Source organism: Pseudonocardia autotrophica (assembly GCF_003945385.1).
GTDB classification, from domain to species: Bacteria; Actinomycetota; Actinomycetes; order Mycobacteriales; family Pseudonocardiaceae; genus Pseudonocardia; species Pseudonocardia autotrophica.
In genome coordinates this window covers 4,508,334-4,523,544 of sequence record NZ_AP018920.1, presented here as the reverse complement: position 1 = coordinate 4,523,544, position 15,211 = coordinate 4,508,334, and the positions used below count along the sequence as shown (strand labels likewise).

Genomic DNA, 15,211 nt, shown 5'->3' with positions numbered 1-15,211 from the left:
GCATGAGGTGATCCGATGCCGCTGACGCCCGCCGACGTTCACAACGTCGCGTTCAGCAAACCCCCGATCGGGAAGCGGGGGTACAACGAGGACGAGGTCGACGCCTTCCTCGATCTGGTCGAGGCCGAACTGGCCCGGCTGATCGGGGAGAACGACGACCTACGAGACCAGGTCGCGCAGCTCGAGCAGCGCCTCGGCGATGCCGAGGCCGACCTGGACGAGGCCCGCAACCAGCCGGCCCCGGCACAGACGCAGGCGCTGCAGGCGTCTCCGTCGCCGCTGGGCCGAGGTGGCGGCGCCCCTGCCCCCCAGCTCGCCGGTGTGGGGGGATCCGCCGACGCCGACGGTGGTGACCACCACGTGCAGGCGGCCAAGGTCCTGGGCCTCGCCCAGGAGATGGCCGACCGGCTCACGGCCGAGGCGAAGAACGAGGCCGACACGATGCTGTCGGATGCGCGGACCAAGTCCGAGCAGCTCCTCTCCGACGCCCGGACGAAGGCGGACGGCCTGGTCAACGACGCGCGCTCGCGTGCCGAGACCATGCTCAACGACGCGCGGACCCGCTCCGAGACACTCGAGCGCCAGTCCCGCGACAAGGCATCCGGCCTGGTCAGTGATGCCGAGCGCAAGCAGAACGAGATCATGGGTGCGATCCAGCGGGACAAGTCCGTGCTGGAGAAGAAGATCGACGAGCTCCGCACCTTCGAGCGCGAGTACCGCACCCGGCTCAAGACCTATCTGGAGTCGCAGCTGCGCGACCTGGAAGGACGCGGCTCGGCTGCGCCGACGGACAACTCGGCCAACGCGAACCGATCCGGTTCGAACGGTGGCTACGCCGCCTCCGGCTACGGCCAGCGGGCCGACACCGGGAGCTGATTCCCGCCGCGCGACGAACGCGCGGCGGGAAGTCCGACGACGATGGGGTAGCGGCCGGGTGCCACTGCCGACCGACGGAGTTCGCCGATGTTGATGCTGGTGCTGGTGCTGGTAGCGATTGCGCTGGCGCTCTGGCTTGCCGGATGGTTCCTGCAGGTCGTAGCCCTGTTCTGGACGTCGGTCGGCGTCTGCCTGATCGCCGGTCTGGTGCTGTTCTACGACTGGTGGCAGACCCGGTCCGCGGTGCGGGCCGGCGACCGGTCGGAGAGCACCGGGGCCGGACCGGCGCCGGAGCATTCCGGCCCGGCCCGGAGCCAGGGACCGGACATCGAACCGGCCACCCAGATCCTGCCGGTCGTCCGGCCTGAGACGGGTGGAGCGGGTCGCCCCGGCGGACCGGCTGCGGCCGGTCCGGGGGGCACCGGGGGAGCGCCGGAGGCGTTCGACGCGTCCGACGCGACCATCCAGATCCCCGTCATCCGGCCGTCCGGCTCTGAGGATGGACCGCCCGCCGTTTCCCGATCGGGTGGTTCATTGTCACGCTCGGTGACCGAAAGCGAGGCGCCGGCCGCCGAAGTGCTGTCCGACGGTCGCCCGTCCGAGACAGGTGGCGAGACGGTGGCAGTGGGCGCGGCTGCGTCACCCGACGCACCGGACGGTTCCGGACCGGCCGCAGGGAACGACGCGGGTCGTGGCGGCGACCCCGGGCGTTCCGGCGAGCCGCCGTCCGGAGACGGCCGGCCTGCCGGAGTGACGGGTGCGGGGCAGTCCGCCCCGGAGGGCGCGACCGGCGTCCCACTCCAGGGATCCGACCGGCCGCCGGCCGGCTCCGCTGGGGTGAGCCGGCGCGACGAGAACACGACGGCCACCGACGCGGGCTCGCGAGCCGGTGCGGGCGAACCGGGCTTCGGCTCCGGATCACCGCCGGCGGGCACCCCCGGGTCCGGTGACACCGGACGCCCCGGCACAGCAGCGCCGGGAGCCGAGGCCGACGGTGCCGTCCCGGCGCCGCCGTCCGACCGGCCCGGTATGCCGGGCGAGCCGGTGCACGGCGAGGCCGGCCGGACGACCAGAGCGGGCGCCACCGAGTTCTCGGCCGCGGCCGTTCCACCCGGCGGCAGCCCGCCGCCGGGAGCGGACGACCGCAGCGGGGCATCCGCCGCCGGGAACGGTGGCGCGGCCGGAGCGGCTCAGGTCGCCGGCGCCGCAGCGGCCGGTGCCGACGCCGGGCGGGCACCGTCCGACGGAGGTCCGGCTGGTGCGGCCGGCTCCGAGCAGCAGCCGGTCGCCGACGATGCGCCCGAGGAGCCGCGCGATCCGACGCTGGCGGGCCTGGTGGCCCGGCTGCCGGACGAGGTGCTCGTGATCGACGAGCACCCGCGCTACCACGTGCAGACCTGCCGGGCGCTGCCCGGCAGGGCGGTGATCCCGCTGCCGGTCAGCGAGGCCGTCGAGCTCGGGTTCACCCCGTGCGGCTGGTGCTCGCCGAACCGGTCGCTCGGTGAGCGGCACCCGGCCCAGGTCCGTTAGCGGGTATCCGCGGCGCCGGGCTGCGGAATAACCGGGTGGGCGCCCGCGCTACCCTGGTTCCACAGGCACCGATCCGGCCATCACCGGGGAGCCTCCGGAAGAAACGACCCGCCCCGTGCGGGCCGGAGTAGAACCGGACGGGTGCGGCCCGTCATCGCCGTCGAACGAGTGGCGCACGTGAGCCAGGGTGCGCAAGCGGGGTGGTACCGCGGCACGGCCTCCACGGGGCGTCGTCGTCCCCGTGCGAACCGACATTCGCACGAGGAGCCCGCCATGAGCGACACCGGTTACCCCGAGGTCCCCGCACATCCCACTTTCCCCGCGCTGGAGCGCGACGTTCTGGCCTCCTGGGAGGCCGACGACACGTTCCGCGCGTCGGTCGAGCAGCGTCCCGCCGGTGAGAACGGCGCCGACGAGTTCGTGTTCTACGACGGCCCGCCGTTCGCCAACGGGCTGCCGCACTACGGCCACCTGTTGACCGGCTACGTCAAGGATGTCGTCCCGCGCTACCGGACCATGCGCGGCAACCGGGTCGAGCGCCGCTTCGGCTGGGACACCCACGGACTGCCCGCCGAGGTCGAGACCGAGAACCAGCTCGGGATCAAGCACAAGTCCGAGATCGAGGAGATGGGCGTCGCCGCCTTCAACGAGGCGTGCCGTACCTCGGTGCTGCGCTACACCGGCGAGTGGCGCGACTACGTGACCCGCCAGGCCCGCTGGGTCGACTTCGACAACGACTACAAGACGCTCGACCTGGACTACATGGAGTCCGTCATGTGGGCGTTCAAGTCGTTGTGGGACAAGGGTCTCGTCTACTCCGGATTCCGTGTGCTCTGGTACTGCTGGCGGTGTGAGACGCCGCTGAGCGCCACCGAGACGAAGATGGACGACGTCTACCTCGACCGGCAGGACCCGGCCGTCACGGTCGGGCTGCGGCTCTCGACACCGGACCGGCCGGAGACCGACGGGGCGCTCGCCCTGGTCTGGACGACCACTCCGTGGACCCTGCCGTCGAACCTCGCGGTGGCCGTGCACCCCGACGTCGACTACGTGGTGGTGGAGGCCGCCACGACGGAAGGCGGCGCTGCGGAGCGCTGGCTGCTCGCCGAGGCCCGGGTCGCCGCCTACGCCCGCGAGCTGGGGGAGGAGCCGCCGGTCGTCGCGCGGGTGACCGGGCGCGACCTGCTCGGCGCCACCTACACGCCGCCGTTCGACTTCTTCACCGGCCGGGAGAACGCCCACCGGGTGCTGGCCGCCGACTACGTCACCACCGAGGACGGCACCGGCCTGGTGCACATCGCCCCCGCCTTCGGTGAGGAGGACAAGGAGGTCACCGACGCGGCCGGCATCGAGGTCGTGAACCCGGTCGACTCCCGCGGCGAGTTCACCGTCGAGGTCCCGCCCTACGCCGGGATGCAGGTGTTCGACGCGAACCCGCAGATCATCCGGGACCTCAAGGAATCGAACGCCCACGTCCAGGGCGTGCTGCTGCGGCACGAGACCTACGACCACCCGTATCCGCACTGCTGGCGCTGCGGCAACGCGCTGATCCAGCGCGCCGTGGACTCCTGGTTCGTGCGCGTCACCCGGTTCCGGGACCGGATGGTCGAGCTGAACCAGCAGATCGACTGGACGCCGGCACACGTCCGGGACGGCCAGTTCGGCAAGTGGCTCGAAGGCGCCCGCGACTGGGGCATCTCCCGCAACCGGTACTGGGGCAGCCCGATCCCGGTGTGGCAGTCCGACGACCCGCGCTACCCGCGCACCGACGTCTACGGCTCGCTCGACGAGCTGGAGCGCGACTTCGGCGTGCGCCCGACGGACCTGCACCGCCCCTACGTCGACGAACTGACCCGGCCGAACCCGGACGACCCGACCGGCAACTCGACCATGCGCCGGGTGCCCGAGGTGCTGGACTGCTGGTTCGAGTCCGGCTCGATGCCGTTCGCCCAGGTGCATTACCCGTTCGAGAACGCCGACTGGTTCGAGCACCACTACCCGGGTGACTTCATCGTCGAGTACAACGGCCAGACCCGCGGCTGGTTCTACACGCTGCACGTGCTGGCCACGGCGCTGTTCGACCGGCCCGCGTTCCGCAACTGCTCGGCGCACGGCATCGTCCTGGGTGACGACGGCGCCAAGATGTCGAAGTCGCGCAAGAACTACCCGGACGTCAACGAGGTCTTCGACCGGGACGGCTCGGACGCCATGCGGTGGTTCCTCATGGCCAGCCCGATCCTGCGCGGCGGGAACCTGGTGGTCACCGAGCAGGGCATCCGGGAGGGTGTCCGGCAGGCGATCCTGCCGCTGTGGAACACCTGGTACTTCCTGTCGCTCTACGCCGGTGACGGGCGCGGGACCTTCCGCACCGACAGCCCGCACGTGCTCGACCGGTACGTGCTGGCCAAGACCGCGGACCTGGTCGACGGCGTCACCGCGGCGATGGACGCCTACGACATCGCGGGTGCCTGCGAGCGGATCCGGGAGCACGCCGAGACGCTGACCAACTGGTACGTCCGCCGGTCCCGGGAGCGCTTCTGGGCGACCGGCTCGGCCGATGCCGACGCAGCGCGGCGCGACGCCGTCGACACCCTGCACACCGTGCTGGAGGTGACCTGCCGGGTCGCGGCGCCGCTGCTGCCGCTGACCACGGAGGCGATCTGGCGTGGCCTGACCGGCGGGCGCTCGGTGCACATGACGGACTGGCCCGATGGTTCCGACCCGTCGGTGTCCACGACCGCGACGGCGGCCGACCTGCCCCGCGACCCCGAGCTGGTCGCCGGGATGGACCGGATCCGCCAGGTCGCCTCGGCGGCGTTGTCGCTGCGCAAGTCCGCCAAGGTGCGGGTGCGCCAGCCGCTGCCCGGGCTCACCGTGGCGGCGGCCGACGCCGCGGCGCTGGAGCCGTTCACCGAGCTGCTGCGCGACGAGGTCAACGTGCGCTCGGTCGAGCTGACCGGCGACGTCGCCGCGCACGGCCGCTTCGAGCTGGCGGTGAACGCCCGGGTCGCCGGGCCGCGCCTCGGCGGTGACGTGCAGAAGTGCATCCGCGCGGTGAAGGCGGGCGAGTGGAGCCAGGAGGCCGACGGCACCGTCCTCGCCGCCGGGATCGCGTTGCAGCGCAGCGAGTTCACCGAGAAGCTCGTCGCCACCGACCCGGAGCACACGGCCGCGCTCCCCGGCAACGCCGGCCTGGTCGTGCTGGACACCGCGGTGACCCCGGAGCTGGCGGCCGAGGGCACCGCCCGCGACGTCGTCCGGGTGGTGCAGCAGGCGCGCCGGGACGCCGGGCTCGCCGTCGCGGACCGGATCGCGCTGACCCTCGACGGGCCGGACGCGGTGCTCGACGCGGTGCGCGCGCACGAGGCGTTCGTGGCGGGCGAGGTGCTGGCGACCTCGGTGTCCTACGCCGCCGCCGCGGGCGCGTCCCCGGGTCAGGTCGTCGCCCCGGACGGGACGCCGGTCGAGCTGCGGGCGGCGGTCGCCCGGGTCTGAGCCGGAGCCCGGTCAGCCGACCGGCAGGGTGATCCGGGCGCGGTACCCGGCGTCGGAGTCCCGGGTCACCTCGACCGCCACCGACGAGGTGTCGCCCGGGCAGCTCGCCGTCCCGCCGACCGGCACCGGGTCCGGCGGGCACCGCCGGGGGAGGTGCCCGGTGTCCAGGCCGACCGACAGCAGGGCCGGGCGCGCGACGGACAGCAGTGCGGCCCCGAGGAGGTTCTCGGACGGGGCGCTGAACTCGACCTCGGCGACCCCGTCCGGGCCGACCGGGAAGTCCCAGTCGGTCCGGGTTCCGTCGGCCCGGTCGGTGGTGGTCCGGTAGGGCACGCCGCCCAGCACCCGGTGCTCGGTCGAGGTCGATCTGGTGATCCGGGTCTCGGACCAGCCGTGCCGCCCGTCGGCGTCGCGCAGCCGGCAGCGGACGAAGCGGTCGTCGTCGGAGGTGACGTCGTGGCAGGTGGCGGTGACGCCCTCGTGCTCCCCGGACCGTTCCGCCGCTCCGGCGACGGCCACCGCCACCTCCTCCGGGGTGCCGAGCGGGTCGTCGGCGGTGGCGACCGCGAACGCGACGATGCCGACCACGACCAGGACGAGGAACCCGAAACCGGCCCAGGTGGGCAACGGGAACGAACGACGCATGACGGACATCATCCGGCGTCCTGGCCGGGGACGGAAGCAGCCGGCCCGGCCACCCCGCGACACCGGTGATCGACGATCCGGCCCGGTTCCCGGCCACCGAGGATCGCAGCGACCGCCCGCTCGGTGCTCATCGTGGGGTGACCGTCAGCCGGATCCGGTGCTCGCCGCCGGGTCCGGGACGGTGCACCTCGACGGCAGCCGGGATCCCGGTGACGGCGCAGTGCACGGTGCCGCCGGGCGGCAGGTCCGGGCAGCGCGGGAACGTCGGCGCGCCGTACCCGGCGGCGCGCAGCGAATCGTGCAGGACGAACGCGAGCGTCGCGCCGAGCGTGCTCCCGCCGGTCGGGCCCGGGCCGGTGCCGGGCACCGTGGCGTCGAGCTCGGCGACGCCCTCGGAGGACACCGGGAACTCGTGACGGCGCAGCACGACGTCGGTCCGGTGGGTGCCGCGGTACCCCTCGACCCGTCCGGTCCCGATCTTGACCGTCCCCCAGCCGTACCGGCCCTCGGCGTCGCGCAGCCGGCAGCCGAGCACCTCCTCGTCACCGGACCCGACGACCCGGCAGGCCGCGGTGACCCCGGACCAGCCCTGGGCCTGCGCGTCGGCGGTCAGCAGGGCCTCGCCCTCGCCCGGTGACGGCAGCGGTTCGTGCTGCGCCCACAGCACCAGCGCGACCGGCACCGCGGCGAGCACGACGGCGAGGACGGTCCACCGGCGGGACCGGGAGCGGACAGGCGGCACGGGTGCAGTCTTCCCCGGCCGGCGCCGCCGCGTCCCGGGTGGAACCACGCAGATCGGGCGGGACACGGCGGCGCCGCAGCCGGGTACCCCGGCCGGCCCACTACCCTCGCCGCATGGGTGTGGCGGCGCAGCGGTGGCGGGATCGTCAGGCCGCACGCGGGATCCCGGAGGAGATCCTGCGGTCCGCCCCGGCGGATCCGTGGACGCACTCCGCGGCCGACTTCGCCCCGCCCGCCGAGCCGGCCGACACCCCGTCCCGTGCCGCGGCCAGAGCGCTCGCCGAACGCGCCGCGGCCTGGAGCTGCGCAGGCGCATCGGTGCTCGACGTCGGTTGCGGGGGCGGCGACGCCGCGTTCGCCGCCGCCCTGCCCGATCCGTCGCCGGTGGCCCGGGTGGTCGGGGTGGACCGGCAGGCCGACATGCTCGCCGTGTTCACCGCCGCGGCCCGCGAGCGCGGGATCCCGCACGGCACCGTGCAGGGGTCCTGGCCGGACATCGCGGGCGAGGCGGGCCGGCACGACGTCGTCGTCTGCCATCACGTGCTGCACAACGTCGTCGAGCTGCCGCCGTTCCTGGCCCCGCTGCACGCCGCGGCCCGGGGCGGGGCCGGTGGCGTGGTGATCGAGATGCTGCCCGAGCACCCGATGGCCTGGCTGGATCCGCTGTGGGCGCGCTTCCACGACCTGCACCGGCCGCCGAGCGCCACCGCCGACGACGCCGTCGCGGTGCTGCGCGAGGAACTCGGCATCGAGCCCGAGGTACGCCACTGGGAGCGGGACCGGCGGCTTCCGCACGACGCGGAGTGGGTGGCCCGCCGGTTGTGCCTGCCGGCCTCCCGGATCACCGAGGTCGACGCCGCCCTGGGTGACGTACCGCCCCGCCGCACCGACGTCGTCACACTCGTCTGGTCGCCCTGAGCCCACGACACGCCCGCACCCGGACCGCCGGGACGGTCGCCGGCGCCGCTCGTCATACTCGGGGGGTGAGCTCCGATCCAGCTGCCGACGAGGCACCCGTCGATCCCGTCCTACGGCGGCGCGGGGTACTCCTGCTGGCCGGGATCGCCGCGGTCGTGCTCGCCATCGACCTGGCCACCAAGATCGCTGCCGTCGCGACGCTCGAGGGCCGCGACCCGGTCACGGTGATCGACGGCTTCTTCTACCTGACGCTGCTGCGCAACCCGGGCGCCGCCTGGTCGATGGCCACCGGGTACACCTGGGTGCTGACGATCGTCGCCGTCGTCGTGGTCGGGGTGATCATCCGGATCGCGCGCAAACTGGCCTCCGTCGGCTGGGCGATCGGGCTCGGCCTGGTGCTCGGCGGAGCGCTCGGGAACCTGATCGACCGGTTCTTCCGCTCGCCGGGGCCGATGCGCGGGCACGTGGTGGACATGCTGGCCGTCTTCTCGCCGGACGGCAGCGTCTTCCCGGTGTTCAACATCGCCGACTCCGGCATCGTCTGCGGCGGGATCCTGCTGGTGCTGATGGCACTGCGCGGAGTGGAGATCGACGGACGGGTGGGTGGCTGAGACATGGGTGACCTGAGGAGCATGCCCGTCCCGGACGGCCTCGACGGCATGCGGATCGACTCCGGCCTCTCCCGGCTGCTGGGCCTGTCCCGCACGGTCGTCGCCGGGCTGGCCGAGACCGGCCGGATCCAGGTGGACGGCAGCCTCGCCGGCAAGTCCGATCGGCTGCTCGGCGGGGCGTGGCTGGAGATCGAGCTGCCCGACGCCGAGGCCCCCGAGCCCGTCATCGCGGGCCCGGCCGAGGTCGTCGCCGGGCTCACCGTGCTGCACTCCGACGACGACATCGTCGTCGTCGACAAGCCGGTCGGCGTCGCCGCGCACCCGTCGCCGGGCTGGACCGGGCCGACCGTCACCAGCGGGCTGGCCGCGCTCGGGTTCCGGCTGTCCACCTCCGGCGCCGCGGAGCGGCAGGGGATCGTGCACCGGCTCGACGTCGGCACCACCGGTGTCATGGTGGTCGCGACCTCGGAGCACGCCTACACGGCGCTGAAGCGGGCGTTCAAGGAACGCGTGGTGGACAAGCGCTACCACGCGGTCGTCCAGGGGCACCCGGATCCGTCGTCGGGCACCATCGACGCGCCGATCGACCGGCATCCCCGGCACGACTACCGGTTCGCGGTCATGCAGAGCGGCAAGCCGAGCGTCACGCACTACGACACGATCGAGGCGTTCCGCTCGGCCAGCCTGCTCGACGTGCACCTGGAGACCGGGCGGACCCACCAGATCCGGGTGCACTTCTCCGCGCTGCGCCATCCCTGCGTCGGTGACATGACCTACGGCGCGGACCCGACGCTCGCCAAGCGGGTCGGGCTGAGCAGGCAGTGGCTGCACGCCAGGACGCTGGGCTTCACCCATCCCGCCGACGGCCGGCACGTCGAGTTCACCAGCCCCTACCCGGACGATCTGGCCGCGGCGCTCGAGGCCCTGCGCGACCCGTGACCGGGCTGAGCACCCGCGGGCTGTGGGTGGTGGTCGCGGTGCTGGCGCTGCTGGCGTTCGGGGCCGTGTGGGTCGCGGGCTCCGGCCCGCCGCCCCCGGCGACCACCTCCACCGGCTCGATCCGGCTCGGTCCCGAACCCGGGCAGGACGTCGAGGACTACCTCGCGTCGCTGCCCGCCCAGCTGCCGCAGCCGGGGCCCGCCGTCCCGGCCCTGGTCCAGCTCGATCGTCCGCACGACGTGCCGGGCGCCGCTGCGCTCACCGGCACCGGCACGGTCGGCACCGCGATCTTCCGGGTGCCGCTGGAGCGGGTGCAGACGGCCCTGCGGTTCGAGCACGTGCTCGGCACCGGGGATCCGGCCGCGGCGATCGACGTGGCCCGAGAGCAGGCCGCGTTCCGGGCCGAGGCCGAACTCGACCGGGCCGGGCGGGCGGAGACCCCGGACGCCGGTGCCGTCGCGACCCGGCGCGCCGAGATCCTCGCCGTCGAGGCACGCAGGCTCGCCGACCGGGGATGTGCCTGCGTGATCGGGCTGGTGGTCACCGCCGACCGGGCCGGGCTCGAGGAGATCGCCGGCACCGACGGGGTGCGTGCGGTGCACGCGGCCCCGCCGGGATCGAGCGCGGCTCAGCTGGCGCTCGCACCGCTGCTCCCCGAGCAGCGCAGCGCGGCGACGCCACCCCCCGACGACGGCCCGGTACCCACCGGCTGAGGCCGGTTCAGCCGAGCACGTCGCGTTCGCGCAGCAGCCGGACCGCGGCCGCCGCCCCACGCCAGAGATGGGCGTCCCAGCCGTGCGCGACGGCGGCGCGGACGTTGTCCATCCGGTCGTCGAAGAACACGACCTGCTCCGGCGAGGTGCCGAACTCGACGTCGGCCCGCCGGTAGATGTCCTGGGACGGCTTGGCCAGGCCGATGTCGGCGGAGAACAGCATCCGGTCGAACGGACCGCTCCAGGCGGCCGCCCGTACCGCGGCGGCCAGCCCGCGCGGAGCGTTGGACAGCACGGCCGTGCGCACCTTCGCCCTGGCGAGATCGGCGAGCAGCATCGAGGAGGTCGGGGGCAGCGCGGACCAGAAGGTCACGTCCAGCCGTTCGGCGGTGTCCATCCGGTCCGGGTCCGGCGCGAGACCGAGATCGGCGAACACCGCCGACCAGTAGCGGTGCGGCGGATCGCCCAGGTCGTAGCGGTGGCGGTGGGCCCAGTAGGCGATCCGCAGGTCCGCCTCGGTGACGCCGAGCTCGGCGCAGAGCCGCCGCTCCAGCCCCTGCGACGGGACGAGCACCTCACCGAGATCGAACACCACCGTGCGACGGACCGGGACAGCGTCATCATGGCCGGTGGGCCCCGCTCCGGTGGTGGGCGTGCGGTCCTCGCGCGGCGTCTGCTGATGCATCGTCGGGCGAGCCTAACCCGCCGAGCGGTCCGTACGGGGCGTCGTGCACCACCGTGGACCACTCCGGGGAGGGCGCCCGGATCTCCCCGCAGCGCCCGCCGACACGCCGTCGGCGGGCGTCGGATGCCGGTGAGCAGGACCGATGCGCCGGGGGCCGCCGAGGACCCCCACGGTCGCCGGAACTGTCGTACCCCGCGGCTAGTCTGAGGCCCTCACCGATCCGGTCGGCCCGGCCCCGCGGCAGGAGTCCCACCGGCACCCTCGCGGCCCCCGCCAGGAGCTGCCCCCGGGTGTCGCCCGACGCGCCGCCGGTCGCCGAGATCGGTGAGTGAGTGGTACGGCACGGTGCGTCCCGGCAGGCGCGCACCGAGCGGCACGGGGAGCACCGCGTCACCCCAGGACGCGGGAGAGGAGCGCGGAACTCACATGGCCGGCGGCACATCCGGAACAGGCTCCTTCGTCCATCTGCACACCCACACCGAGTTCTCGATGCTCGACGGCGCCGCCCGGCTCGACGACCTCTTCGCCGAGGCCGCCAAGTACGAGATGCCGGCGGTCGCGATGACCGACCACGGCAACGTCTACGGCGCCTTCGAGTTCTGGCGCAAGGCCAAGGCGCACGACATCAAGCCGATCATCGGCATGGAGGGCTACCTCGCGCCCGGGTCGCGGCACGAGCGCAAGCGCACCGCGCTGGGAAACGGCAGCGAGAACAACCCCGACCTCATGTACACCCACATGACGCTGCTCGCCGAGAACACGGAGGGGATGCACAACCTCTTCCGGCTCTCGTCGCTGGCCAGCCTCGAGGGGTACTACTACAAGCCGCGGATGGACCGCGAGCTCCTGGAGCAGTACGGCAAGGGGCTCATCGCGACCACCGGCTGCCCGTCCGGCGAGGTCGCCCGGCTGCTCCAGCAGAACGACTTCGACGGCGCCTGCCAGGCCGCGAGCGACTACCGGGACATCTTCGGGAAGGACAACTTCTTCCTGGAACTGATGGACCACGGCATCGAGATCGAGAAGCGGGTCCAGGAGGACCTGTTCCGGCTCAAGGACAAGCTCGACCTCCCGGGCCTGGCCACCAACGACCTGCACTACACCTACCCGGACGACACCAAGGCGCACGAGGTGCTGCTCTGCGTCCAGACCGGGAAGACCCTCGCCGACCCGAACCGCTTCAAGTTCGACGCCCAGGACTTCTACCTCAAGCCCGCGCACGAGATGCGCGCCCTGTGGGACCCGATCCACCCCGAGGCCTGCGACAACACGCTGCTCGTCGCCGAGCGCTGCAACATCGACTTCACGACCGGCCAGGACCTGCAGCCCAAGGCGCCGGTGCCCGAGGGGGAGACCGAGGAGTCCTGGCTGATCAAGGAGGTCGAGCGGGGACTGGCCATGCGGTTCCCGAACGGCGTCACCGAGCGGTACCGGCAGCAGGCGAACTACGAGGTCGGCGTCATCATCAAGATGGGCTACCCCGGTTACTTCCTGGTGACCGCCGACCTCATCCAGCACGCCAAGTCGGTCGGCATCCGCTGCGGCCCCGGCCGTGGCTCCGCCGCCGGGTCGCTGGTCGCCTACGTCCTGGGCATCACCGATCTCGACCCGATCCGGCACAAGCTGATCTTCGAGCGGTTCCTCAACCCGGACCGCGTGTCCATGCCCGACATCGACATGGACTTCGACGAGCGCCGGCGCGGCGAGATGATCCGGTACACCACGGAGAAGTACGGCGAGGACCGGATCGCCCAGATCATCACCTACTCCACGATCAAGGCGAAGGCCGCGATCAAGGACTCGGCGCGGGTGCTGTTCGGCCAGCCCGGCTACTCGGTCGCCGACCGGATCTCCAAGGCCATGCCGCCCGCGGTGATGGGCAAGGACATCCCGCTGTCCGGGATCTTCGACCCGTCGCACAAGCGCTACTCCGAGGCCACCGAGGTCCGTGCCCTCTACGAGGCGGACCCGCAGGTCAAGGAGATCGTCGACACCGCGCGGGGTCTGGAGGGCCTCAAGCGCCAGTGGGGCGTGCACGCGGCCGGCGTGATCATGTCGTCGACGCCGCTGATCGACGTCATCCCGATCCAGCGCCGCGAGTCCGACGGCGCCATCATCACCCAGTTCGACATGGGTGTCTGCGAGACCATCGGTCTCCTCAAGATGGACTTCCTGGGGCTGCGCAACCTCACGATCCTCGACGACGCCCTGGAGAACATCGAGCTCAACGGGAAGCCCGCGGTCGATCTCGACCATCTCGAGCTCGACGACGCGAAGACCTACGAGCTGCTCTCCCGCGGTGACACGCTCGGCGTGTTCCAGCTCGATGGCGGCCCGATGCGGGACCTGCTGCGCCGGATGGCGCCCAGCGAGTTCGAGCACATCTCCGCGGTCGGCGCGCTGTACCGCCCGGGCCCGATGGGCGCGAACGCGCACAACGACTACGCCGACCGCAAGAACGGGCGCCAGGAGGTCACGCCGATCCACCCGGAGCTGGCGGAGCCGCTCAAGGAGGTCCTCGGCGAGACCTTCGGCCTGATCGTCTACCAGGAACAGGTCATGTCCATCGCCCAGGTGCTGGCGGGCTACTCGCTGGGCCAGGCGGACCTGCTCCGCCGCGCGATGGGCAAGAAGAAGAAGGAGATCCTGGACAAGGAGTACGTCACCTTCGCCGGCGGGATGAAGGACAACGGCTACTCCGAGGCCGCCGTCAAGACGCTCTGGGACATCCTGCTCCCGTTCTCCGACTACGCCTTCAACCGCGCGCACTCCGCGGCCTACGGGGTGGTGTCCTACTGGACGGCCTACCTCAAGGCGAACTACCCGGCCGAGTACATGGCCGCGGTGCTCACCTCGGTCCGCGACGACAAGGACAAGGCCGCCGTCTACCTGGCCGAGTGCCGGCGGATGGGTATCACGGTGCTCCCGCCGGACGTCAACGACTCGGTGCGCAACTTCGCCCCGGTCGGGACCGACATCCGGTTCGGCCTCGGCGGCATCCGCAACGTCGGGCACAACGTGGTCGACGCGATCGTCGCCGCGCGCCGGGAGAAGGGGAACTTCGTCGACTTCTCCGACTTCCTGCGCAAGGTCGACGCGGTGGTCTGCAACAAGAAGGTCGTCGAGTCGCTGATCAAGGCGGGCGCGTTCGACTCGCTGGGGCACTCCCGCAAGGGGCTGCTGCTGGTGCACGCCGACGCGATCGACGCGGTGATGAGCACCAAGAAGGCCGCCTCGATGGGGCAGTTCGACCTGTTCGGGTCGATGGACGGCTCCTCCGAGGGCGGCGACGAGCTGGGCGGGATCTTCGACGTGAAGGTCTCCGACGAGGAGTGGGACTCCAAGCACAAGCTCGCCGTGGAGCGGGAGATGCTCGGCCTCTACGTGTCCGGGCACCCGTTGCAGGGCCTCGAGCAGGCCCTCGCCGCGAAGTCCGACACCTCGATCGCCGACATCGTCGAGGGCACGGTGTCCGAGGGGGCGCAGGTCACCGTCGGCGGGATCCTCGCGAACGTCAACCGCCGGGTGAACAAGAACGGCGAGCCGTGGGCGTCGGCGCAGATCGAAGACCTCGCCGGCGGTATCGAGGTGCTGTTCTTCCCGCGGGCCTACCAGGTCGTCGGGGTGGACGTCGCCGAGGACGCGATCGTGCTGGTCAAGGCGCGGGTGAACAAGCGCGACGACCGCGTCTCGCTGATCGCCAACGATCTCGCGGTGCCCGAGCTCGCCGCGGCGGGCGAAGCCGGCCTGCCGATCCGGGTGTCGCTGCGCACCGACCAGTGCACCCCCGAGCGGGTCGCGAAGCTCAAGGAGGTGCTGACGCACCACCCGGGGACCTCCGAGGTGCACCTGTCGCTGGTCTACGGCAAGAAGATCACCGCCCTCAAGCTGGACGACTCGCTCAAGGTGCTGCACACCTCGGCCCTGATGGGCGACCTGAAGGCCCTGCTCGGCCCGGGCTGCCTGGGCGGCTGATTCCGCACCCGTCCGGGCGGGAGGCGGCTCGGCGGGGGCCGTGTCGCATCCCGGCGGGCCGCATCCCGGCGGGCCGTGCCCGG

At 72.6% G+C, this 15,211-nt stretch carries 12 protein-coding genes; 8 read left to right on the top strand and 4 right to left on the bottom strand.

The genetic code is table 11. From position 1 onward, the window contains the following. The first annotated feature begins 15 nt into the window (after window positions 1-15). From wag31 to ileS, 3 genes are all read left to right on the top strand, one after another. A complete protein-coding gene (wag31, locus tag Pdca_RS21160) occupies window positions 16-876 on the top strand; it encodes a DivIVA-like cell division protein Wag31 (RefSeq protein WP_085914996.1) in 861 nt (286 codons plus the stop codon). 87 nt (window positions 877-963) lie between these two features. Then, the gene (locus tag Pdca_RS21155) at window positions 964-2,406 is read left to right on the top strand and encodes a hypothetical protein (protein ID WP_085914997.1); all 1,443 of its coding nucleotides are present in this window, start codon (window positions 964-966) and stop codon (window positions 2,404-2,406) included. Between the two features lie 273 nt (window positions 2,407-2,679). Continuing rightward, window positions 2,680-5,901, top strand: a complete 3,222-nt coding sequence (ileS, locus tag Pdca_RS21150; RefSeq protein ID WP_085914998.1) for an isoleucine--tRNA ligase — start codon at window positions 2,680-2,682, stop codon at window positions 5,899-5,901. Window positions 5,902-5,913: 12 nt separating this feature from the next. On the opposite strand, the gene Pdca_RS21145 is transcribed toward ileS, so the two are convergent. From Pdca_RS21145 to Pdca_RS21140, 3 genes are read right to left on the bottom strand one after another with little or no spacing between them, the layout of a single operon-like run. Continuing rightward, entirely contained in the window at window positions 5,914-6,546 is a 633-nt protein-coding gene (locus Pdca_RS21145; protein ID WP_125911501.1) for a hypothetical protein, read from the bottom strand. 8 nt (window positions 6,547-6,554) lie between these two features. Beyond that, a complete protein-coding gene (locus Pdca_RS37605) occupies window positions 6,555-6,677 on the bottom strand; it encodes a hypothetical protein (RefSeq protein ID WP_269462810.1) in 123 nt (40 codons plus the stop codon). Next, entirely contained in the window at window positions 6,674-7,288 is a 615-nt protein-coding gene (locus Pdca_RS21140) for a hypothetical protein (protein ID WP_085915000.1), read from the bottom strand. The genes Pdca_RS37605 and Pdca_RS21140 overlap by 4 nt, the downstream gene beginning before the upstream one ends. 113 nt (window positions 7,289-7,401) lie before the next feature. On the opposite strand from Pdca_RS21140, the gene Pdca_RS21135 reads away from it, so the two are divergent. From Pdca_RS21135 to Pdca_RS21120, 4 genes are all read left to right on the top strand, one after another. Continuing rightward, window positions 7,402-8,205: a methyltransferase domain-containing protein gene (locus tag Pdca_RS21135; RefSeq protein WP_085912966.1), complete on the top strand. Its 804-nt coding sequence runs from the start codon at window positions 7,402-7,404 to the stop codon at window positions 8,203-8,205. A gap of 65 nt (window positions 8,206-8,270) precedes the next feature. After that, on the top strand, window positions 8,271-8,816 hold the full coding sequence (gene lspA, locus Pdca_RS21130) for a signal peptidase II (RefSeq protein WP_218031412.1): 546 nt from the start codon (window positions 8,271-8,273) through the stop codon (window positions 8,814-8,816). Window positions 8,817-8,819: 3 nt separating this feature from the next. Then, a complete protein-coding gene (locus Pdca_RS21125; protein ID WP_085912968.1) occupies window positions 8,820-9,755 on the top strand; it encodes an RluA family pseudouridine synthase in 936 nt (311 codons plus the stop codon). Then, a complete protein-coding gene (locus tag Pdca_RS21120; protein ID WP_085912969.1) occupies window positions 9,752-10,468 on the top strand; it encodes a hypothetical protein in 717 nt (238 codons plus the stop codon). Before Pdca_RS21125 ends, Pdca_RS21120 begins: the two co-directional genes overlap by 4 nt. 7 nt (window positions 10,469-10,475) lie before the next feature. Here Pdca_RS21120 and Pdca_RS21115 read toward each other — a convergent pair whose 3' ends face one another. After that, a complete protein-coding gene (locus tag Pdca_RS21115; RefSeq protein WP_085912970.1) occupies window positions 10,476-11,153 on the bottom strand; it encodes an HAD-IA family hydrolase in 678 nt (225 codons plus the stop codon). A 426-nt stretch (window positions 11,154-11,579) separates the two neighbouring features. On the opposite strand from Pdca_RS21115, the gene dnaE reads away from it, so the two are divergent. Beyond that, complete coding sequence (gene dnaE, locus Pdca_RS21110; RefSeq protein WP_085912971.1) at window positions 11,580-15,128, top strand: DNA polymerase III subunit alpha; 3,549 nt, start codon at window positions 11,580-11,582, stop codon at window positions 15,126-15,128. Window positions 15,129-15,211: the final 83 nt, after the last annotated feature.

What these genes read in the sequence shown, in the direction of transcription:
- wag31 (WP_085914996.1), top strand. Translation starts at nt 16, where the DNA reads ATGCCGCTGACGCCCGCCGACGTTCACAACGTCGCGTTCAGCAAACCC.
- Pdca_RS21155 (WP_085914997.1), top strand. Translation starts at nt 964, where the DNA reads ATGTTGATGCTGGTGCTGGTGCTGGTAGCGATTGCGCTGGCGCTCTGG.
- ileS (WP_085914998.1), top strand. Translation starts at nt 2,680, where the DNA reads ATGAGCGACACCGGTTACCCCGAGGTCCCCGCACATCCCACTTTCCCC.
- Pdca_RS21145 (WP_125911501.1), bottom strand. Translation starts at nt 6,546, where the DNA reads ATGCGTCGTTCGTTCCCGTTGCCCACCTGGGCCGGTTTCGGGTTCCTC.
- Pdca_RS37605 (WP_269462810.1), bottom strand. Translation starts at nt 6,677, where the DNA reads ATGAGCACCGAGCGGGCGGTCGCTGCGATCCTCGGTGGCCGGGAACCG.
- Pdca_RS21135 (WP_085912966.1), top strand. Translation starts at nt 7,402, where the DNA reads ATGGGTGTGGCGGCGCAGCGGTGGCGGGATCGTCAGGCCGCACGCGGG.
- Pdca_RS21125 (WP_085912968.1), top strand. Translation starts at nt 8,820, where the DNA reads ATGGGTGACCTGAGGAGCATGCCCGTCCCGGACGGCCTCGACGGCATG.
- Pdca_RS21115 (WP_085912970.1), bottom strand. Translation starts at nt 11,153, where the DNA reads ATGCATCAGCAGACGCCGCGCGAGGACCGCACGCCCACCACCGGAGCG.
- dnaE (WP_085912971.1), top strand. Translation starts at nt 11,580, where the DNA reads ATGGCCGGCGGCACATCCGGAACAGGCTCCTTCGTCCATCTGCACACC.